The organism is Burkholderia lata (assembly GCF_000012945.1).
In the GTDB taxonomy this organism is placed as follows: Bacteria; Pseudomonadota; Gammaproteobacteria; order Burkholderiales; family Burkholderiaceae; genus Burkholderia; species Burkholderia lata.
Map to the genome: position 1 here is coordinate 1,978,788 of NC_007511.1, position 20,551 is coordinate 1,999,338.

18 protein-coding genes are annotated in these 20,551 nt (G+C 68.8%); 13 read left to right on the forward strand and 5 right to left on the reverse strand.

The features are described 5' to 3' along the window. The first annotated feature begins 18 nt into the window (after nt 1-18). The 8 genes from BCEP18194_RS31465 (at nt 19) to BCEP18194_RS31500 (ending at nt 8,003) form a co-directional block, all read left to right on the forward strand. Nucleotides 19-1,503: a PLP-dependent aminotransferase family protein gene (locus tag BCEP18194_RS31465; protein WP_011355342.1), complete on the forward strand. Its 1,485-nt coding sequence runs from the start codon at nt 19-21 to the stop codon at nt 1,501-1,503. A 94-nt stretch (nt 1,504-1,597) separates the two neighbouring features. After that, the gene (locus tag BCEP18194_RS31470; protein ID WP_011355343.1) at nt 1,598-2,035 is read left to right on the forward strand and encodes a carboxymuconolactone decarboxylase family protein; all 438 of its coding nucleotides are present in this window, start codon (nt 1,598-1,600) and stop codon (nt 2,033-2,035) included. A 10-nt stretch (nt 2,036-2,045) separates the two neighbouring features. Then, nucleotides 2,046-2,471, forward strand: a complete 426-nt coding sequence (locus tag BCEP18194_RS31475; RefSeq protein WP_011355344.1) for a cupin domain-containing protein — start codon at nt 2,046-2,048, stop codon at nt 2,469-2,471. Between the two features lie 254 nt (nt 2,472-2,725). Beyond that, entirely contained in the window at nt 2,726-3,424 is a 699-nt protein-coding gene (locus tag BCEP18194_RS31480; protein WP_041493319.1) for a TetR/AcrR family transcriptional regulator, read from the forward strand. Continuing rightward, nucleotides 3,421-4,386 (forward strand): HlyD family secretion protein, encoded by a 966-nt coding sequence (locus BCEP18194_RS31485; RefSeq protein ID WP_011355346.1) that lies wholly within the window; start codon nt 3,421-3,423, stop codon nt 4,384-4,386. Before BCEP18194_RS31480 ends, BCEP18194_RS31485 begins: the two co-directional genes overlap by 4 nt. Continuing rightward, a complete protein-coding gene (locus BCEP18194_RS31490; protein ID WP_011355347.1) occupies nt 4,383-5,351 on the forward strand; it encodes an ABC transporter ATP-binding protein in 969 nt (322 codons plus the stop codon). The genes BCEP18194_RS31485 and BCEP18194_RS31490 overlap by 4 nt, the downstream gene beginning before the upstream one ends. Then, nucleotides 5,348-6,502, forward strand: coding sequence for an ABC transporter permease (locus BCEP18194_RS31495; protein ID WP_011355348.1), 1,155 nt, complete (start codon nt 5,348-5,350; stop codon nt 6,500-6,502). Before BCEP18194_RS31490 ends, BCEP18194_RS31495 begins: the two co-directional genes overlap by 4 nt. Nucleotides 6,503-6,512: 10 nt before the next feature. Beyond that, the gene (locus BCEP18194_RS31500) at nt 6,513-8,003 is read left to right on the forward strand and encodes an efflux transporter outer membrane subunit (protein ID WP_011355349.1); all 1,491 of its coding nucleotides are present in this window, start codon (nt 6,513-6,515) and stop codon (nt 8,001-8,003) included. A gap of 134 nt (nt 8,004-8,137) precedes the next feature. On the opposite strand, the gene BCEP18194_RS31505 is transcribed toward BCEP18194_RS31500, so the two are convergent. Both BCEP18194_RS31505 and BCEP18194_RS31510 read right to left on the reverse strand, forming a co-directional pair. Further along, the gene (locus tag BCEP18194_RS31505) at nt 8,138-9,352 is read right to left on the reverse strand and encodes a porin (protein WP_011355350.1); all 1,215 of its coding nucleotides are present in this window, start codon (nt 9,350-9,352) and stop codon (nt 8,138-8,140) included. A gap of 490 nt (nt 9,353-9,842) precedes the next feature. Beyond that, the gene (locus BCEP18194_RS31510; RefSeq protein ID WP_011355351.1) at nt 9,843-10,907 is read right to left on the reverse strand and encodes a phytoene/squalene synthase family protein; all 1,065 of its coding nucleotides are present in this window, start codon (nt 10,905-10,907) and stop codon (nt 9,843-9,845) included. A gap of 374 nt (nt 10,908-11,281) precedes the next feature. Here BCEP18194_RS31510 and BCEP18194_RS31515 point away from each other — a divergent pair, with 374 nt between their 5' ends. Then, on the forward strand, nt 11,282-12,427 hold the full coding sequence (locus tag BCEP18194_RS31515; protein ID WP_011355352.1) for a glycerophosphodiester phosphodiesterase: 1,146 nt from the start codon (nt 11,282-11,284) through the stop codon (nt 12,425-12,427). Nucleotides 12,428-12,484: 57 nt separating this feature from the next. Here BCEP18194_RS31515 and BCEP18194_RS31520 read toward each other — a convergent pair whose 3' ends face one another. Next, nucleotides 12,485-14,113 (reverse strand): rhodanese-related sulfurtransferase, encoded by a 1,629-nt coding sequence (locus BCEP18194_RS31520; RefSeq protein ID WP_041493320.1) that lies wholly within the window; start codon nt 14,111-14,113, stop codon nt 12,485-12,487. Nucleotides 14,114-14,225: 112 nt separating this feature from the next. Beyond that, nucleotides 14,226-14,792 (reverse strand): cysteine dioxygenase, encoded by a 567-nt coding sequence (locus BCEP18194_RS31525; RefSeq protein ID WP_011355354.1) that lies wholly within the window; start codon nt 14,790-14,792, stop codon nt 14,226-14,228. Nucleotides 14,793-14,809: 17 nt separating this feature from the next. On the opposite strand from BCEP18194_RS31525, the gene BCEP18194_RS31530 reads away from it, so the two are divergent. Beyond that, a complete protein-coding gene (locus tag BCEP18194_RS31530; RefSeq protein ID WP_208860716.1) occupies nt 14,810-15,784 on the forward strand; it encodes a LysR family transcriptional regulator in 975 nt (324 codons plus the stop codon). 61 nt (nt 15,785-15,845) lie between these two features. Here BCEP18194_RS31530 and BCEP18194_RS31535 read toward each other — a convergent pair whose 3' ends face one another. Continuing rightward, on the reverse strand, nt 15,846-17,210 hold the full coding sequence (locus BCEP18194_RS31535; protein ID WP_011355356.1) for an acyl-CoA dehydrogenase family protein: 1,365 nt from the start codon (nt 17,208-17,210) through the stop codon (nt 15,846-15,848). Between the two features lie 306 nt (nt 17,211-17,516). Here BCEP18194_RS31535 and BCEP18194_RS31540 point away from each other — a divergent pair, with 306 nt between their 5' ends. From BCEP18194_RS31540 to BCEP18194_RS31550, 3 genes are read left to right on the forward strand one after another with little or no spacing between them, the layout of a single operon-like run. Then, on the forward strand, nt 17,517-18,602 hold the full coding sequence (locus tag BCEP18194_RS31540) for an LLM class flavin-dependent oxidoreductase (protein ID WP_011355357.1): 1,086 nt from the start codon (nt 17,517-17,519) through the stop codon (nt 18,600-18,602). 33 nt (nt 18,603-18,635) lie between these two features. Further along, nucleotides 18,636-19,475, forward strand: a complete 840-nt coding sequence (locus tag BCEP18194_RS31545; protein ID WP_011355358.1) for a class II aldolase/adducin family protein — start codon at nt 18,636-18,638, stop codon at nt 19,473-19,475. 32 nt (nt 19,476-19,507) lie between these two features. Beyond that, complete coding sequence (locus BCEP18194_RS31550; protein WP_011355359.1) at nt 19,508-20,548, forward strand: ABC transporter substrate-binding protein; 1,041 nt, start codon at nt 19,508-19,510, stop codon at nt 20,546-20,548. Nucleotides 20,549-20,551: the final 3 nt, after the last annotated feature.

The window sequence follows — 20,551 nt, forward strand, 5'->3', positions numbered from 1 at the left end:
ATCGAGGTAACCACTGCGATGGACATCGCGATCCGCATCGAAGGCCGTCACGACCTGACGGGCCAGATCTTCCGGCAACTGCGCACCGCGATCGTCGACGGGCGGCTCGCCGGCGGCGCGCGGCTGCCATCGACGCGCGACCTCGCGAAACAGCTCGGCGTCTCGCGCAAGACGACGCTCGACGCGTTCGAGCGCCTCGTCGCCGAGGGCTACCTGAATACGCGCGCGGGCGACGGCACGTTCGTCGCCGACGGCCTCGCGCGCGTGCCGCATGCCGCGGCCATGTCGGCGCCGTCGATCGTCGAAGACACGCCGCGCGTCGACGCGGTCGATGCGCGCGCGCTGTGGGACGAGTTGCCCGACGCGCTCGCGATGCCCGCGCCGCAGGATTCGCCCGGCTTCGACTTCCGCGGCGGCGTGACCGACAAGGCGCTGTTCCCGTTCGACGCGTGGCGGCGCTGCCTGCATCACGCGCTGCGCCAGCAGATGCGCGGCCCCGCCCAGTACCACGACCCGGCCGGCGATCCGCAGTTGCGCGGCGCAATCGCGCGCTATGTCGCGTTCAGCCGTGCGGTCGCGTGCGGCTGGGACGACGTGCTCGTCACGCAAGGCGCGCAACAGGCGCTCGACCTGATCGCCCGCGTCGTCGTACGGCCCGGCGATGTGGTGGCGGTCGAAGATCCCGGCTACCCGCCCGCGCGCGCCGCGTTCGCGTCGCTCGGCGCGACGGTGATCGGCGTGCCGGTCGACGCGCATGGCCTAGTGACGGAACGGCTGCCCGACGACGCACGCCTCGTCTACGTGACGCCGTCGCATCAGTTCCCGCTCGGGATGCCGATGACGCTGGACCGGCGCGTCGCGCTGCTCGAATGGGCGCAGCGCCGCCGCGCGGTGATCATCGAGGACGACTACGACGGCGAGTTCCGCTTCGAAGGCCGCCCGGTGGAATCGCTGAAGAGCCTCGACCGCACGGGCCTCGTCGCGTATGTCGGCACGTTCTCGAAGACGATCTTTCCGGAACTGCGGATCGGCTATGCGATTCCGCCGCGCGCGCTGCGCGGCGCGCTGGCCAAGGCGAAGCAGATCGTCGACTGGCACACCTGCACGCTGACGCAGGCGGCGCTCGCACGCTTCATGCTCGAAGGCGATTTCGCGCGGCACCTGAAGCGCGTGCAGAAGCACTACGATGCGCGCCGCAAGATGCTGATCGCGCATCTGCGCGGCGAACTCGCGCCGTGGTTCGATGCGATCGTGCCGACCGCCGGCATCCACCTCGCCGCCTACCTGAAGCCGGGGCTCGACGAGGCGGCGCTGGTCCGCGCGGCCCGCGCGCAGGACATCGGCCTGTACGGCATCTCGGCGTTTCACGTCGGCGTGCCGGTCCGTCCGGGGCTGCTGTTCGGCTATGGCGGGATCGACGCGCTGCGCATCGACACGGCGCTCGCGACGCTGGCCGGCCTGCTGGGTTCGGACACCGCTGGCGGCTCGGCACTGGTTACCTGAATTTTCCGGAAATTGGCCATTCAAGCAGGCCAGCATGGGTCTTAAAGTGGGTCCTGTCGCGCCACCGTGCGCCCCAACCGAAAAAGGACCTGCCATGCAACCGCGCCTGAACTTCTATGCCGCCAGCCCGAATGCGATCAAGGTGATGCGCAACGCCGAGGAATTCCTCGCGAAGAGCTCGATCGAGAAGCCGCTCGCCGAACTCGTCCGCCTGCGCGCGTCGCAGATCAACGGCTGCGCGTTCTGCGTCGACATGCACACGACCGATGCGCGCAAGGGGGGCGAAACCGACCGCCGCCTGGCCACCGTCGTCACGTGGCGCGAAACGCCGTTCTTCACCGAGCGCGAACGCGCGGCCCTGGAATGGACCGAAGCGCTGACGCTGGTCGCCGGCAATCACGTGCCCGACGCCGTCTGGGACGCCGTGAGGCCGCACTTCACCGACGAAGAGCTGTTCGACCTGTCGATGCTGATCGCGACGATCAACTCGTGGAACCGCTTCGCGATCGCGTTCCGCAAGATGCCCGAGTAAGGAGACGACGATGACTCACGCTACGCTCCTCCGTCGCGCCGCCCTGTGCGCGTGGCTCGCGGCGGGCGCCGCACTGCTGCCGGTCGCCGCCCGCGCACATGACACCGGCGACAACGTGCACACGATCATGCAGCAGGCCGTGCCCGAAGCACCCGGCAAGCTCGCCGTCGTCGCGACCGTCGACTACGCGCCCGGCCAGGCTTCCGAAGCCCACCGGCACCTCGGCTCGGTGTTCGCGGTCGTGTCGAAAGGCGAAGTGCTATCGCAGGTGAACGGCGGCCCGCTGCACCGCTACCGCGCCGGCGAAGGCTGGTACGAAGCGCCCGGCTCACGCCACCAGGTGTCGCGCAACGCAAGCGCGACCGAGCCCGCACAGCTCGTCGTGTTCGGGCTGACCGGCGAACACGTGCCGCTGACGTCACCGATCGATCAGTAACCGCTTTTCAGGGCGCGTGCCATTGCCCAGGCACGCGCCCTCGCTTCGCGACCGGCTTCCACGCTGTCGCCCCGCTCGTCTCCCCCGCAGTTTCTCCATTAGCCGCTCCCTACATTCCATCGCCGGCTTGCTGCGTCACGCCGCGTCACGTCACCTCTCCGCCCGCGTCCCCATTCGACGCCCGCCTGATCGCGATCAATTCCGGCGGAAACCCTTCCTTGAAATTAACTAACTCATCAATTAGCGTCGATTGCATGAACGCGAAATCCACCGTCGCCAGGCCGCGCGGGCGCCGCCCGTCGGTCGACGATTTCGACCTGCGCGACCACATGCTCGACGTCGCGACGCAGTTGTTCGCCGAGCGCGGGATCGCCGCGACGACCGTCGCGCAGATCGCCGCGGCCGCCGGCGTCACGTCGGCGATGGTCCATTACTACTTCACGAATCGCGAGCAGTTGCTCGACGCGATCGTCGAGGAACGGCTCGCGCAGGTCATCGCGTTCGTGTGGCGGCCGACCGAACCGCAGATCGAAAACGACCCGTTCGCGCTCGTCGCCGAACTTGTCGACCGCTTCTTCGACGTCACGCACCGCATGCCGTGGCTGCCGTCGATCTGGCTGCGCGAAATTGTCCACGAAGGCGGGTTGCTGCGCGAGCGGATGGTCCGGCGCATTCCGCTCGAACATGTCGGGCGCTTTGCCGAACGCATCCGCGGCGCGCAGCAGGCCGGCACGCTGAATCCCGCGCTCGAGCCCGCGTTCCTGTTCCATTCGATCGTCGCGCTGGTGATGCTGCCGCTCGCGACCGCGAAACTGTGGCAGAGCGCGCGCGGCCTGCCGCCGATCGACCGCGACGTGCTGCACCGCCATGTCCGCGCGCTGCTCGGTTCGGGCATGCAGCCGCCGGCCGCCGCGCCGCGCGCGCCGGTCCGCTCGGCACGGAGGCCGTCGTGAACCCGGCCCGCGCGCTGCCGATCGCACTGGCCGCCGCCATCGCGCTCCTCGCCGGTTGCGAGCGCCAGGCGAGCAACGGCACGACCTACCAGGGCTACGTCGAAGGCGAATTCGTGTACCTGTCGTCGTCGCAATCGGGCACGCTGACGCAGTTGTCGGTTGCGCGCGGCCAGAGCCTCGCCGCCGGCGCGCCGGCCTTCTCGCTCGAAGCCGTCAGCGAAACGGCCGCTCTGCTACAGGCGCAGCACCAGCTCGCGGCCGCCCGCGCTCAGCTTGCCGACCTGCAGACCGGCAAGCGCCCGCCCGAAATCGCGGTCACGCAAGCGCAACTCGCGCAGTCCACCGCGCAAGCCGCGCGGGCCGCCGCGCAACTCGTGCGCGACGAAAACCAGTACGCAGCGGGCGGCCTGTCGAAACAGCAGCTCGACGATTCGCGCACGTCCGCACAAACGACCGCCGCGCAGATGCGCGAACTGCAGAAACAGGTCGACGTCGCGCGCCTGCCGGGCCGCGCGCAGCAGGTCGCCGCGCAGGCCGCGCAGGTCGACGCCACGCAGGCGGCCGTCGCCGAGGCGCAATGGAAGCTCGACCAGAAGCGCGTCGCCGCGCCCGCCGCCGGGCGCGTGTACGACACGCTGTACCGCGTCGGCGAATGGGTGCAGGCCGGCAATCCGGTCGTGCAGATGCTGCCGCCGCAAAACCTGAAGGTGCGCTTCTTCGTGCCGGAGGCCGCCATTGCATCGCTCGCGCCGGGGCGCACGGTCGCGATCCACTGCGACGGCTGTGCGGCCGACGTGCCCGCGCGCATCACCTACGTATCGAGCGAGGCCGAATACACGCCGCCCGTGATCTACAGCAACGAGAGCCGGACCAAGCTCGTGTTCATGATCGAGGCGCGCCCCGCCGTCGCCGACGCGCCGAAGCTGCACCCGGGCCAGCCCGTCGCCGTGAGGGTGCCATGAACGTGCCGCCCGCACCGTACGCGATCGACGTCGATCGCCTGAACAAGCATTTCGGCGACAAACATGTCGTGAAGGACGTGTCGCTGCGCGTCGCGCGCGGCGAGATCTTCGGCTTCCTCGGGCCGAACGGCAGCGGCAAGACCACGTCGATCCGGATGATGTGCGGGCTGCTCACACCCGACTCGGGCAGCGGCACCTGCCTCGGCTACGACATCGTGCGCGACAGCGCGCAGATCAAGCGGCGCGTCGGCTACATGACGCAGCGCTTCTCGTACTGGGAAGACCTGTCGATCCGCGAGAACCTCGACTTCGTCGCCCGTGTGTACGGGATGCCCGACCGCAAGGCGGCCGTCGCGCGCGCACTCGACGGGCTCGGCCTCGCGAGCCGCGCGGACCAGCTCACGGGCGCGCTGTCGGGCGGCTGGAAGCAGCGCCTCGCGCTGGCCGCCTGCATGCTGCACGAACCGGCGCTGCTGCTGCTCGACGAGCCGACGGCCGGCGTCGATCCCGCCGCGCGCCGCGACTTCTGGGAAGAGCTGCACCGGCTGGCCGCGCAAGGGATCTCGGTGCTCGTCAGCACGCACTACATGGACGAGGCCGAGCGCTGCCACAAGCTCGCGTACATCGCGTACGGCGAGCTGCTCGCGCAGGGCACGTCGGCGGAGATCGTCGCGTCGCAGGGGCTCGCGACCCGCGCGATCACCGGCGCGCATCTGAGCGAACTGTCGGCACGGCTGCGCACGATGCCGGGCGTCGACCAGACGGTCGTGTTCGGCTCGGCGCTGCACGTGAGCGGCCGCGATCGCGCGCAGCTCGACGCGACGCTTGCGGAGGTCGCCGCGCAAGCCGAAGGGCCTGCCGCGCTGCAGGTCGCGCCGATCGACACCGGCCTCGAAGACGTGTTCATTTACATGATGGGCCGCGCATCAGGGCCATCCGCGCCGCCCGGCGGAGCGTCGTCATGAACGCGTGGGCGCGCCTGCGCGATTCGTTTTCCGTCGCACGCTGGTGGAGCATCGTGCTGAAGGAATTCCTGCAGTTGCGACGCGACCGCGTGACGTTCGCGATGATCGTCGGCGTACCGATCATCCAGCTCACGCTGTTCGGCTTCGCGATCAACACCGATCCGAAGCACCTGCCCACCGCGGTGATCGTCGCCGATGCGAGCCCGTTCGCGCGCAGCTTCGTCGCCGCGATGCGCAATTCCGCGTACTTCGACATCGTCGAGACGCTGCCCGACGAAGCGGCCGGCCGGCATGCGCTCGCCCGCGGCGACGTGCAGTTCGTGCTGACCGTGCCGGCCGATTTCTCGCGGCGGCTGCTGCGCGGCGAGCGTCCGTCGCTGCTCGTCGAGGCGGACGCGACCGATCCCGTCGCGACCGCATCGGCGATCGGCGCGCTGCCGGGCCTCGTGCAGCCCGTCGCGGACAAGGACCTGACGGGCCCGCTCGCCTACCTGAACGGCCGCCCGGCCGCGTTCGACGTCGTGCTGCACCGGCTGTACAACCCCGAGGGCATCACGCAGTACAACGTCGTGCCGGGCCTGATGGGCGTGATCCTGACGATGACGATGGTGATGATGACGGGCCTCGCGATCACGCGCGAACGCGAGCGCGGCACGATGGAGAACCTGCTCGCGACGCCGGTGCGGCCGCTCGAGGTGATGACGGGCAAGATCGTCCCGTACGTGCTGATCGGGCTGATCCAGGTATCGATCATCGTCGTCGCGGCGCGGTTCGTGTTCGACGTGCCGTTCATCGGCGGCGTGTTCGCGATCTACCTGTCCGCGCTGCTGTTCATCGCCGCGAACCTGACGGTCGGCATCACGCTGTCGTCGCTCGCGCAGAACCAGTTGCAGGCGATGCAGCTCGCGGTGTTCTACTTCCTGCCGAACATCCTGCTGTCGGGCTTCATGTTCCCGTTCGCCGGGATGCCGAAGTGGGCGCAGTTCATCGGCAACCTGCTGCCGCTCACCTACTTCAACCGCCTCGTGCGCGGCATCCTGCTGAAAGGCAACGGCTGGAGCGACCTGTGGCCATCCGTGTGGCCAGTCGCGCTGTTCACCGTTGTCGTGATGGGCGTCGCGCTGCGCTTCTACCGGCGCACGCTCGACTAGGTGCCGCACGATGAAACCGGCTTCGCGTCGCCCTTCCTACGCCGCTCACGGCTGCACACTGGCCGCCGCCGCGCTGCTCGTCGCCGGATGCGCGGTCGGGCCGGATTTCCACGCGCCTGACGCGCCTGCCACGCAGCGCTACACGCGCGGCGAGCCGCCCGCGACGACGGCCGCCACCGCCGGCCCGACCGGCGACGCGCAGACGTTCGCATCGGCCGCGCATACCCCGCAGCACTGGTGGACGCAGTTCGGCTCCGAACCGCTGAACCGGCTCGTCGATACCGCGTGGCACAACAGCCCGACGCTTGCCGAGGCCCGTGCGCGGCTCGACGAAGCGCGGCAGAACCACGCGGCCGAAGCCGGCGCGACGATGTTGCCGAACGTCGATGCGAGCCTGTCCGCCACGCGCGAGCAGGTCGACACGACCGCGTTCGGCCTGCCCGCCAACGTGCCCAGCCCGGGGCCATTCACGCTTTATGACGCGTCGGTGAGCGTGTCGTACGTGCTCGACGTGTTCGGCGGCAACCGGCGTGCGCTCGAAGCGCTGCGCGCGCAAGTCGACTACCAGGCGTTCACGTTGGACGCCGCGCGCCTGACGCTCGCGGGAAATGTCGTCGCAACCGCGATCCTGCATGCATCGCTCGCGCAGCAAGTCGCGCTCACGCGGCAACTGATCGACGCGCAGGCGCGGCAGTTGCGTATCGTCGAAGCGCGCTTCGCGGCAGGTGGCGTTTCGCAGGCCGACGTGCATGCGCAACGTGCGCTGCTCGCGCAGACGCAAGCGTCGCTGCCTCCGCTCGAGGCCCGCCTCGCGCAAGCCGGCCACCGGCTCGCGATCCTGCTCGGCGTGCCGCCGTCCGATGCGGTGTTGCCCGACCTCACGCTCGATGCACTCGTGCTGCCGCGCACGCTGCCCGTCGCGCTGCCGTCGACGCTCGCGCGCGAACGGCCCGACATCCGCGCGGCCGAAGCCGTGCTGCACCAGGCGAGCGCGAACGTCGGCGTGGCCACCGCGAACCTGTATCCGCGCTTTTCGATTTCGGCGGGGATCGGCTCGGAACGTACGCGCATCGCGGATCTCGTGAGCGGGCTCAATGTGTGGAATGTCGGCCTCGGCCTGACGCAACCGCTCTTTCACGGCGGCGAACTGCGCGCGAAGAAACGTGCGGCCGAAGCGGCGTACGACGCAGCGTTCGCGAGCTACCGGGAAACCGTGCTCGAGGCGCTGCAGCAGGTGGCCGATGCAATGCGCGCGGTCGAGCACGACGCGGCGGCGCTGCAGGCCAGAGACACCGCCGCGCAGGAAGCGGCAGCCAGCAACAGGATTGCCGGTGATCGTTATGCGGCAGGCGGGATCAGCACGTTCGACCTGCTGGACGCGCAGCGGCAGACGCTGCAGACGGCGCTCGACCGTACGCGCGCGCAAGCCGACCGGCTTGCCGATACGGCGGCGCTGTTTCAGGCGCTGGCGGGGAGCTGGACGGATGGCGCGGCGGATTGATCGCGCGATGCGGGCTCGATGCAGCGATCGCGGCGATCGCCGCAGTCGCACGAATCGCGCGGGCATAAAAAAACCGGCCCGAAGGCCGGTTTTCATACCGCATGCCGTAAGCGGCGCTCGCGCGCCGCGCGACATCAGAAGCGGTGGATCATGCCGACGCCGAGGCCGATCTGGTTCTGCTTCGAACCTGCGCCCACGCCGTCGCCGATCGACGTCGTTGCTGCGATGATCTTGCCGCCGTTCAGCGTGTTGCCGCTCGAATGCTGGTAAGCCTCAACTGCGTACAGGCCCGTGCGCTTCGACAGGCTGTAGTACTGCGACAGCGTGACCTGGTGGTACTTGGCCGAGCTGGTGATGCCGTTCGACTGCGTTGCCGCCGTGTACGAGTAGCCTGCCGCGAAGTCCCACTGAGCAGCTGCCTTCCAGTGCAGCACGGCGCCTGCCGTGTTGAAGATGGCCGTATTGCGGAACGACGAACCCGTGCCCGGCGTGTACTGGACGTTCGAGTACGACGCCGAAATGTCCCATGCCGGCGTGAACTGGTAGCCCGCCGTCACGGCGATACGCTGCTGCGATTGCGCCGTGGCGTAGCCGTTGTTGATCGACGAAACAGCCGGCTGGTTGCCGTCGCCCGATGCCGTCAGACCGTTCTGGACCGTCGAGTTCGCGCCCCACACGCCGCCGCCGAGCGTTGCGTTGTTGATCTTCTGGTAGCCGACCGCGATGCCTGCCGGGCCGTTCAGGTACTGGATCGCCGCGCTCCACGTCGAGCCGCGGTTCGTCGCGCCTGCGACGCCGCCGAACGAGTACGAACCGCCGACCGTGAAGCCGTAGAACTTCGGCGACATGTAGACGAGCGAGTTGTTCGCGCGGTAGCTGGTATCCAGCGAGTCGATATCGCCCGGGTGCGCGCCGTAGTAGCCCGTCAGCCAGGTCGTCGGGCTGTACGGCGACAGCAGCGTGTAGTACGCGGTGTACTGGCGGCCAGCCGTCAGCGTACCGTACGTGTTGTTGGTCAGGCCGACCCACGCTTGACGCGTGAAGATGCCGTTGGTCCACTGCGACGAGCCGTTAGCCGTGTTGACGCCGGCTTCCAACTGGAAAATCGCCTTCGTGCCGCCGCCGAGATCTTCGCTGCCCTTCAGGCCGAAGCGGCTGCCTGCCCACACGCCGGTGGACATCTGCACCTTCGAGTGACCACCCGTGGTCGCGCCAGTCGCCGACGAGTTGTTCTGGTAAGCCAGACCGTTATCGACGATACCGTACAGGGTCACGCTGCTTTGAGCGTGGGCGGCGGTAGCGGCTGCAAGGCCAGCTGCCGTCATGGCGACAGCGACGCGCTTTTTCATTGATTCTCCGTCCTCAAAGAATGTTTCTTTTGTGGTGTGGTTTTATGACCTGACACATGTGCGAGTACATGTCGGCGCAATTCTGACGGATTACCGATTATTTCCCAACACGCGCAGTCGGTCATCGTATGATCGACGCAACGCACGGGTTCACCAAGCGGTTACATAACACCTGAAAACGCTTACGCGGCGGGCCTCTCCGGCATTTCCCGGTGAAAACCCTAGCTTTACATTTTTACGGGTGCAACGCGACCGTCGGATGTCGTCAGATGCCTTCGACAAGACACATCTTACAAATGCGCGACCGCGGCAGACGCCACGATTCACGCCGCCGCGAAGGATCGCTGACGTTCATGACACCCACGTTTCGCCACACGAAATAATGAAAACGTTTTTAGTCGACGCGTGGGAGATCGAATGGTGATGGCCCGGCGAACGCGGGCCGAGGGGCGATGCCGGCACCTGTCGTGCCGGCATCGTTCAGTGCAATTCAGCGCGTGGCCGGCTGCACGAGATGCGCGCTCACGGCGTCGGCGAGCGCGGTCATGCGCGCGCGAATCGCGGTGTTCGAGCCGACCAGCGCGAGCGACGACGCCATGATCCGGTAGACGCGCTTTCTCGGCACCTTGGCCGGCTTCACCGGATCGAGCCACGCCGCGTGGCCGGCCAGCAGCTCGAGCGTTTCGAGGCCGATCATGATCGGCCACAGGCACGCGAGCCGCAGCCGCACGAAGCGGCGCGGGATCGCCAGCGTATACAGGCACGCGTCGCGATACTGGTCGAGCGTCACGCGCAGCAGGTCGACGAGCACGCCGCGCGCGCGCGCCGACGCATCGGGCGCCATCAGGTCGGAGACGACGAGCCCGTGCGCGCCCAGCACGTCGTCGGGCAGGTAGCAGCGGCCGATGCGCAGATCCTTCCCGCAGTCGCGCAGGATGTTGGTCATCTGCAGCGCCTTGCCGAAACGGATGCCCTTCTCGCACATGTCCGGCAGGTTCCAGCCGCGCGCGGCCGGCGTGTGCATGCCCGTCATGTCGGTCCAGAACTCGCCCACGCAGCCGGCGACGAGATACGTATAGCGGTCGAGTTCGCCGCGCGTCGGCAGCGACGTGACGCGCCCCGACTGCTCGTCGGGGAACGTGCGCAGGTCGAATACCATCCCCGCCGTCAGCGTCGCGACGACCTTGCGGATCGATGCGCGGTCGGCGTCCGGCTGCGTGCGCAGCAGCGCGAGCATCGGCTCCACCGAGCCGAGCAGCACGTGTTCGTGCGAATCGGTCTGCATCCGCGTCACGTCCTCGAGCGCACGCGACAGCGCGACGCCGTCGCCGAGCCGCTCGACCTCGTCGCGCAGGTCGGTCAGCAACGCCGCCCGGCGATCGGGGGCGACGAGCGCCGTGTCGGCGATCGTGTCGGCCGCGCGCGCGAGCAGGTACGCCAGGCCGACCGGGTCGCGCATGCCGTCGGGCAGCACGCGCAGCGTCAGGTAGAAGGAGCGGGAAACGTTCTTCAGCAGGTCGCCGAGCAGGAAAGCGGAATCGGTTCGAGTCGTCATGGGTCGGGAAAAATCGGCCGGCGCGGGCCCCGGACGCCCACGGGCACCGGGCGCCCGCGCCGGCCCGCGAGTCGCCGCATCGTCGCGCCCGCCGGACGTTGGCCCCGGTGCGGCGATGCAAAATTCCCGCAAGTTTAGTGCATCCGGCCCGCGACCTGCCTGAGACCGCCGGAAAGCACCACCCGCCAGGCGCAGTCAGCCACCCTGCCGCCGGCATCGCGCCCTAAAAATACTGAACGGAAAGGCACAAGTAATACATATGTAATTATTCGATGCGACGATCGCGTCCCATTCGACTCCGCGCGACACGCCACGACAGCCGCACCGCCGGAGCGATCACCCCTTTCCGACTCTCGTTTCGAAGGTTCATCGACATGCTCTTCAAGCGCCCGACCACCCTGCGCTACGTTCCGTTCGCCTGTGCCGCCGCGTTCCTGCTCGCTGCTTGCGGCGGCGACGACGATGTCGCATCCGATCCCACCCAGCCAATTTCCGCGAAGGTCCAGGTGGTCGGCCATCGCGGCGCAAGCGCGCTGCGCCCCGAACACACGCTCGCGTCGTACCGCAAGGCGGTCGAGGACGGCGCGGACGTAATCGAGCCCGACCTCGTATCGACCCGCGACGGCGTGCTGGTCGCGCGTCACGAAAACGAGATCTCGGGCACGACGAACGTGTCGACGCTGCCGCAGTTCGCGAGCCGCAAGGCGACCAAGACGATCGACGGCGCGGAGCTGACCGGCTGGTTCACCGAGGATTTCACGCTCGCCGAGCTGAAGACGCTGCGCGCCCGCGAGCGCATTCCGCAGGTGCGCCCCGCGAACACCGCGTACAACGACCAGTTCGAGATTCCGACGTTCGACGAGATCGTCGCGCTCGCGAAGCAGCTGTCCGCGCAGACCGGCCGCACGATCCACCTGTATCCGGAAACCAAGCATCCGACCTACTTCCAGTCGATCGGCCTGCCGCTCGAGGACCGTCTCGTCGATGCGCTGCTGAAGGATTCGTACACGGCGCGCACGGCGACCGTCTACATCCAGTCGTTCGAGGTCGCGAACCTGAAGACGATCCGCAACCGGATCAAGTCGAGCCAGCCGAACTGGAAGCTCGTGCAGCTGATGGACGAAGCCGGCCAGCGCCCGTACGACTTCGTGAAGGCGAACGACAAGCGCACCTACGGCGACCTGTCGACGCGTGACGGCATGCGCGAGGTCGCGACCTATGCGAACGGCGTCGGCCCGTACAAGACGTCGATCATCGCGGTCGCCGCGGACGGCACGCTGCAGCAGCCGACGCCGTACGTGCGCTACGCGCACGAGGCCGGCCTCGTCGTGCATCCGTACACGTTCCGCCCGGAGAACAACTTCCTGCCCGCGTCGTTGAAGGACGGCGGCACGCCGGCCACGCGCAACACGGCCGGCTCGGTGCGCGAGATCCAGGCGTACCTGCGCGCGGGCATCGACGGCTTCTTCACCGACGATCCGGCCGTCGGCCGCACGGCGGTCGATACGTTCAAGCGCTGACCCGCACCGTGACCGGGCGCGACGCACGACGCGCCGCACCCGGTCGCATCGCATCGGTCAGATCACGTTGAAGTGATGCGTGCCGTCCCGCTTCAACTGATCGACCAGCCCGTACTCCCAGTCGAGATACGCCTGCATTGCGGCCGCCGCGTTGTCGGTGCCTTCGTACGGGCGCCGGTAGCGGTCGACACGCGGTGACGCCAGATGCGTCTCGCCGCTTTCGAGCGGCAGCCCGGCCTCGATCCACGCGGCCGTGCCACCGGTGAGCACCGAGATTTCAGCCGAAGCCGGCAGCAGCGCGCGGGCGTCGTCCGCCGCGAACCGCGCCAGCAGGCTCGATCCGCACGTGAACACATAGCGCTTCGCGGGCGGAATCGCCGCGAGCGCATCACGCAACTGCGCACGCACGGCAAACCACGCACCCGGGATATGCCGCTTCACGTAGTTCGCGCTGGCCGTCACGTCGACGATCGCCAGCTCGCCGGGTGCGGCCTCCTTCAGCCAGCCCGCGAGCGTCGCGGGCGATACGTCGGTCACGGCCGGCGTCGCCGGCACGTCGCGCGGCGGCTGGCCGTGCTCGGCGAACTTCGCCGCACCGTCCTCCGGTTCGACGACCCGCACGTCCCAGCCCATCTGCGCGAGCCACGACGCGGTCATGTCGGCACGCACGCCGTCATCGTCGGCGAGCACGATCCGCGCGCCGCGCACGGCCGCGTGATGGTCGGTCTCCTGCACGAGCTGGCCGCCCGGCGTGCTCAAAAAGCCCGGCAGGTGGCCGGCTTCGTATTCCTCCGGCGTGCGCACGTCGAAGCGGTACAGCGTGCGGCCCGGCTCGTCGAGTGCGGCGACGTCCGCGAGCGCGATGCGCGGCACGCCCGCGCGTTCGGCCACCGCGCGTGCCGCCTGACGGGCGTCGGCACGCTGGGTCGCGTCGATGTCGTCCGGAAAGCGCCGCGCGGCGCCGCGTTCGAGCGTCTGGCCCGCGAGCGTCCAGCCGATCGTGCCGTTACGCAGCGCGGCGACCGGGTTCGGCAGCCGCGCGTTGACCAGCGACTGCGTGCCGATGATGCTGCGCGTGCGGCCCGCGCAGTTGACGATCACCTGCGTCGCCGGGTTCGGCGCGAGCGCGCGCACGCGCAGCACGAGTTCCGCGCCCGGCACACTCGTCGACGTCGGGATGTTCATCGTCTGGTATTCGTCGAAACGGCGCGCGTCGACGATCACGACATCGGCCTTCGCGTCGATCAGCGCCTGCACCTCCTGCGCGGACAGCGACGGCGTATGCCGTTCGGCCTCGACCCATTCGCCGAACGACTTGCTCGGCACGTTCACGTCGATGAACAGCTCGCCGCCCGCGGCGAGCCAGCCCGCGAGGCCGCCATCGAGCAGCCGCACATCGGCGTAACCGAGTTGTGCGAGCTTGGCGGCCGCGCGCGGCGCGAGATCCTCGCCGCCCGCTTCGCCAAACACGACGATCGGCGTGTCGCGGCGCGGAATCCGCGTCCACGCATCGAGTTCGAGTTTCGACAGCGGAAAGTTGGCGGCCCACAGCGGGTGGCCCTGCGCGTACGGATCTTCCTCGCGTACGTCGATCAGCGCGATCTCGTCGCGGGCCAGCAGGCGTGCGCGCACGTCCTGGTACGACGCGACGGGAAAGCGGGAAGTGGAATCGGCGAATTGCGTCACGGTGTCTCTGTCTTGAATGCGTTGAAGTCGGTGAAGAAAGCGGAACGGATGAATCTTGAGCCCGCCGACGCGTGCCGGCAACCGGCCGCGCCCGCGGGCGTTGCATCAGGCGTCAGGCATTCGAATAACCCGACACGAAAGGCTTCACGGTACCGTCGTCGAGGAATACCGCGCGCTCGACCTTGCCGATGTTCGCGCCGTACACGTGGATGCTGATCGATACCTGATCCGCGAATGCGTTGGTCACGCGGTGGACGTCGCCGATGCGCGGCGACACGGCCTCGATTTCGCCCGGTTGCAGCCGCACGGCGTCGCCCGCCGGCACGGGCTTGCCCGCTGCGTCGAATCCGTACGGCTGCGAGAACTCGCCGCCGCGCAGCATCCCGATCAGCCCCCACACCGTGTGGTTGTGGATCGGTGTCGTCTGGCCGGGCCCCCATACGAAGCTGACGACCGAGAACCGCTCATCCGGGTCAAGATGCAGCAGGTACTGCCGGTAGCGCGCGGGGTCGGGCTGCGCGAATGCGTCGGGCAACCAGTCGTCGTGTTCGACGAGCCCGGCGAGCAGCGCGCTGCCCTCGTCGAGGATGCGCGCCTCGTTCGCGCCGGACGCGAGCAACGCGCCCAGACCATCGACGAACGGCCGCAGCGGCGTCTGATGCAACGAAAGCGTACTCATCGGCTGACTCCTCGAATATGATGCCGAATATGATGGATCGTCATGATGCACCCGAAAGACCATGCAGAACAAACATGAAAATTAGCGATATCGACGCTTTTGCAGCGGTCGTCCGCTGCCAGACCCTGAGCCAGGCCGCGGCCGAGCTCGGGATGACGCAACCCGCGATCACGCGGCGCGTCCAGAATCTCGAGGAAGCGCTCGGCGTGATCCTGCTCGATCGCAATACGAAGCCGCCGCGCCCGACCGACATCGGCCGCCAGGTGTTCGAGCAGTGTCGCGCGATCCTGCGCGAAGTCGATGCGCTGCGCGAGCTGACAGCCGGTGAGCAGCCGCCCGCCGGCGAATTCCGGATCGGGCTCACGCAGGGCCTCGGCGAACTGATGCTGCCCGCGCTGATCACCGAACTCGCCGCGCAGTGGCCCGCACTCGCGACGCAGGTCACGACTGCGTGGGGCGGCATGCTCGTCGAGCGCGTCGCCCGCCGCGAACTCGATGCGGCGCTCGTGTTCCTCGCGCGCGAAATGGTGCTGCCGGCGCAGGTCGAGGGCGAACGGCTGCTGGCCACGCGGCTCGTCGCGGTTGGCCGCAAGGGTGACTGGCCGCGCCGCAGCTACCGGCTCGCCGATTGCCACGCGCGTGGCTGGGTGCTCAATCCGGACGGCTGCGGTTTTCGCGCGGGCTTGCGGCGCGCGCTCGACGCGCAAGGCCTGCCGATGCCGGTCACGCTCGACACCTACGGCCGCGACCTGCAGTTGCAGAGCGTCGCGAACGGCTTCGGTATCGGGCTGATGCCGCTGCCGCTCGTCGAAGGCAGTCCGCTGCGCGATGCGCTCGACATCGTGCCGCTCACCGATTTCAAGCCGCAGATCGATCTGTGGTTGCTGCGCCGGCACGATGCGGCCCGCTTCGACGCACCGCTCGCCGCCGTTGCCGCGCATGCGCGCACGGCGTTCGCGTTGCCCGAGCAGACGCACGGCAAGGCGGCTTGACCGTACCGGGCGGCGGCGGCATCGCGCCGCCCGATTGGCGCTCGAGCCAGCCCTGCTCCGATCATGCATCGCCGCGGCCGCGTTCGGTCCCGTTGACCCGCGCCCCGTTCGTCTCCGTCTCGCCCTCCGTCTCGCCCTTCGTTTCGCTCTTCGTCTCACCCCTGCTCACCGCTTCGAGCGCCGCACGCCCCGCCGCCACCGCGATCGCATCGTCCTGCGGCGTATGCACGCGGCTGCACAGCACGTCGCGATAGTGGCGTTCGAGCGGATTGGCGCGGCTCAGCCCGTGATTGCCCGACAGCTTCAACGCCTGCTCGACCACGCGAATCGCATGCTCGGTCACGGTGCGCTTGACGAGGCCGCTCGTCGTGGCCGTCGGTGCATTGCCCGCGTCGGTGCGCGCGATGTGATCGTCGAGCAGCACGCGGTTCGCATGCAGCCAGCCCTCGATTTCCCCGACCGCTTCCTGCACACGCGGCAGCGTCGCGAGCGGCGCGCCCAGCCCGCTCGGCGCACGCGTCGTCGCGAATCCGACCAGCCAGTCGCGCGACGCTCGCGCCACCGCGTCGTACAGGCTGCCGAGCAGCGCGACCATCCACGCCTGCTGGTCGGCCTGCGCGTCGGCATCCGCGTGGGTCGCGGCCGACACGGCCCATGCGTCCGGCGCGCGTACGTCGACCGCGTGATCGGCCGGCAGCCACACGCCGTCGAACACGACCTCATGGCTGCCTGACGCACGCAGGCCGAGGTGATTCCAGCTTTCGATCACGCGGATGCGATCGCCCTCCGCATCGGGATCGCGCGGCACGAGAAACACGCCGACTCGCGGCGCCGGCTCATCGGTGCGCGCCCACACGGCCAGCCAGCGCAGCGCCGGAATCCCGGTGCTGTACAGCTTGTGACCGGACAACCGCCAGCCGTCGCCGTCCCGCCGTGCAATGGTTTCCGGCAGGCCGCCGCGCGACGGCGAACCGAGCGCGGGCTCGACGCGCAGCGCGTTGATCAGCGCGCCGTGGGCGACCGCGCTGTCGAACACCGCGGCCCGGACCTGCGCCGGCCAGCGGTTGTCGGCACGGCCGAGCGCGCGATGCTGCAGGTACGTCATCGTCAGCACCAGCGCGGTCGCCGGATCGGCCCGCGCGACGGCAGCTACGATCCGGCTCGCCTGCGCGAGCGTCGCACCGGCGCCGCCATGCTCGCGCGGCACGACCTGCGCGATCAGCCCCGCGCGCTGCAGCCGCGCGAAGTTCTCGTGCGGGAAGCGGCCACCGACGTCGTTGCGGGCCGCATCGGCGGCCAGCTCCGGCGCGAGGCGGTCGAGCAGCGCGGCAACGCGTGCATCGTCGGCGTCGACATCTTCGGTGGGCAGGAGGCGCAGCGAACGCGGCTGAGGCTGAGGCGAGGAAGCGGCAAGGCTGGCGGACATCGAGACGGATTCCCTGGGTGATACGGAAAGTAATACGGACAGGCGGCAATAGCGGCAATCGATCGCCACGCGGCACGGTTGCTCATGAAGTCGGCGATCCGGAACGCACGGCGCCGGATTCGCCGGCGCCCGCGCGCCCGATCGTTCGTGAGCCCACAGCGTATGCGCGGCGCACCCCCGCCCAAACCATGCAAATCTGATATTCAAATCGGGATTGATTATTTCCGTTTCGCATGATCTCGGCGTTAACCTGCGCTCCATTCCTGCCCGGCCACGCGCCGGGACGTCCCTGTACCGGAGACCCAGATGAGCGTCGAATTCATCGGCATGATCCAGAGCCAGAAGCAGTCGGAAATCCACCCGCCGTCCGGCCCGGTCGTCGATCCCGATTACGTGCGCGACTTTGCACGCGCCCACGAGACGGCCGGCTTCGACCGGATCCTCGTGCCGCACCACTCGACCGGCCCGTCGGCGACGCTGACGATCGCGTTCGCGGCGGCCGCGACCGAGCGCATTCACTTCATGCTCGCGCATCGCCCCGGCTTCACCGCGCCGACGCTCGCCGCGCGACAAATCGCGACGCTCGACCAGTTCAGCCGTGGCCGGCTCGCCGTGCACTTCATCTCCGGCGGCTCGGACAGCGAACAACAGCGCGACGGCGACTTCCTCGACCACGACGCGCGCTATGCACGCACCGACGAATACCTCGGCATCCTGCGGCGGATCTGGACCGACGCGCAGCCGTTCGATCACGACGGCACGCACTACCGGTTCAAGCAGGGCTTTTCGGAAGTGAAGCCATTCCAGCAGCCGCATGTGCCGATCTATTTCGGTGGCGCGTCGGAAGCCGCGCTCGCGGTGGCCGGCAAGCACGCGGACGTCTACGCGCTGTGGGGCGAATCGCTCGACCAGGTGCGCGACCTGACGACGCGCGTGCGCGCCGAAGCCGCGCGGCACGGCCGGCAGGTGCGTTTCTCCGTGTCGTTCCGCCCGATCCTCGCCGCGACCGAAGACGAAGCCTGGGCCCGCGCGCATCGCATCCTCGACGAAACGCGCAGGCTGCGCGAAGCGGCCGGCCTCGGCGCCGGCGGCCCGCAGCAGAGCGAAGGCGCGCGCCGCCTGCTCGCCGCGGCCGATCGCGGCTCGCGCGTCGACAAGCGGCTGTGGACCGAGATCGCGAAGCTCACCGGCGCCCGCTCGAATTCGACGGCGCTCGTCGGCACGCCCGAACAGGTCGCCGACGCGCTGCTCGACTACTACGACCTCGGCGTGACGACGTTCCTGATCCGCGGCTTCGATCCGCTGGAAGATGCGATCGACTACGGCCGCGAACTGATTCCGCGCGTGCGCAGCGCCGTCGCCGCCCGCGACGCGGCACGCCGCGCGGCCTGAGCCCAACGGAGCCATACGGAGCCCTACGCCATCATGTCCGCCGTCCTTTCCTCGCCCGTCCGCACCGCATCGGGCCTCGCACTCGCCGACGCACCACGCCAGCATTTCTGGTTCGATCCGCCGGCGCCGCGCATCGACGTCTCCGCCGAGCGCCGTCACCGTCAGGAACGGCTCGCGGCCGCATTCCGCCTGTTCGCACGTTTCGGCTTCGCGCAGGGGCTCGCCGGCCACATCACCGCACGCGACCCCGAACTGCCCGACCACTTCTGGGTGAATCCGCTCGGCGTGCATTTCTCGCAGATCAAGGTGTCCGACCTGCTGCTCGTCAACGCGCGCGGCGAAACCGCGATCGGCACGCGGCCGCTGAACAAGGCCGCGTTCGCGATCCATGCGGCGATCCACGACGCGCATCCGCACATCGTCGCCGTCGCACATACGCATTCGACGTACGGCAAGGCATGGTCGACGCTCGGCCGCCCGCTCGATCCGCTCACGCAGGACGCCTGCGTGTTCTACGAAGACCACGCACTGTTCGACGACTTCACGGGAATGGTCGTCGACACGAGCGAAGGCGCGCGGATCGCGGAAACGCTGGTAAAGCCGGATGGCACCACGCACAAGGGCGTGATCCTGAAAAACCACGGGATCCTGACCGCCGGCCCGACGGTCGAGGCCGCCGCATGGTGGTACATCGCGCTCGACAACGCCGCCCACACGCAGTTGCTGGCCGAGGCGGCCGGCACGCCGCAACCGATCGATCACGCGACCGCGCGCCACACGCACGGCCAGATCGGGGGCCCCGAGGGTGCGCTGCATGCATTCGACAGCCTGTTCGCGCGCGTCGTCGCCGACGAACCCGACCTGCTCGACTGAGCGCCTTTCCGCACGACCGGAGACCAGACCACATGACCCGAACCACCGCGCCCGCACCCGCGCCCGCCGACGCGCACGACGACAAACGCCGCAAGCTGCTGCGCGCCGCCGGCGCCGTCGCGCTCGCCGCGCCCGCAATCACGCTGGGCCGCAAGGCCTGGTCCGCGCCGCCGCTGAAGAAGCTCACGTTCGCGTGGAACCAGAACGCGTTCTGCCTGACGCCGATCGTCGTCGCGCAGGAGCGCGGCTTCTTCGAGAAGAACGGCCTGAAGGTCGAGCTGATCAACTACAGCGGCTCGACCGACCAGTTGCTCGAATCGATTGCGACCGGCAAGGCCGATGCGGCGGTCGGGATGATCCACCGCTGGCTGAAGCCGCTCGAAGCCGGCTTCGACGTGAAGATCATCGGCAGCTCGCATGGCGGCTGCGTGCGGCTGCTCGGCGCGAAGGCGGCGGGCGTCACGACGCTGCAGGCGCTGAAGGGCAAGACGGTCGGCGTCAGCGATCTGGCTGCGCCCGGCAAGCATTTCTTCTCGATCCTGCTCGCGAAGAACGGAATCGATCCCGAGCGCGACATCACGTGGCGGCAGTATCCGGCCGACCTGTTGGGCGTCGCGGTCGACAAGGGCGAGATCCACGCGATCGCCGACGGCGACCCGAATCTCTATCTGCTCGAAAAGCGCAGCAACGGTGCGTACACCGAACTGGCGACGAACCTGTCCGGCGAATACGCGCGCAAGGTGTGCTGCGTGATCGGCGCGCGCGGCGACCTCGTGCGCAACGACCGGCCGTCGGCCGCCGCACTCGCGCGCTCGATCGTGCAGGCCACCGAGTTCACGCACGACAACCCGAACGAAGCCGCGAAGGTATTCGCGAAGTATTCGCCGAAGATCAGCCCCGAGGACTTGCGCAAGCTCTACGCGACGCTCACCTACAACCACCACCCGACCAACGTCGACCTCCAGCAGGAAATCGCGTTCTACGCGGACGACTTCCGCCGCATCAGCGTGCTGAAGAAGAGCACCGACCCGCAGCGCTTCGCGCAGCAGGTCTATGCGAACGTGCTGGGGTGACGC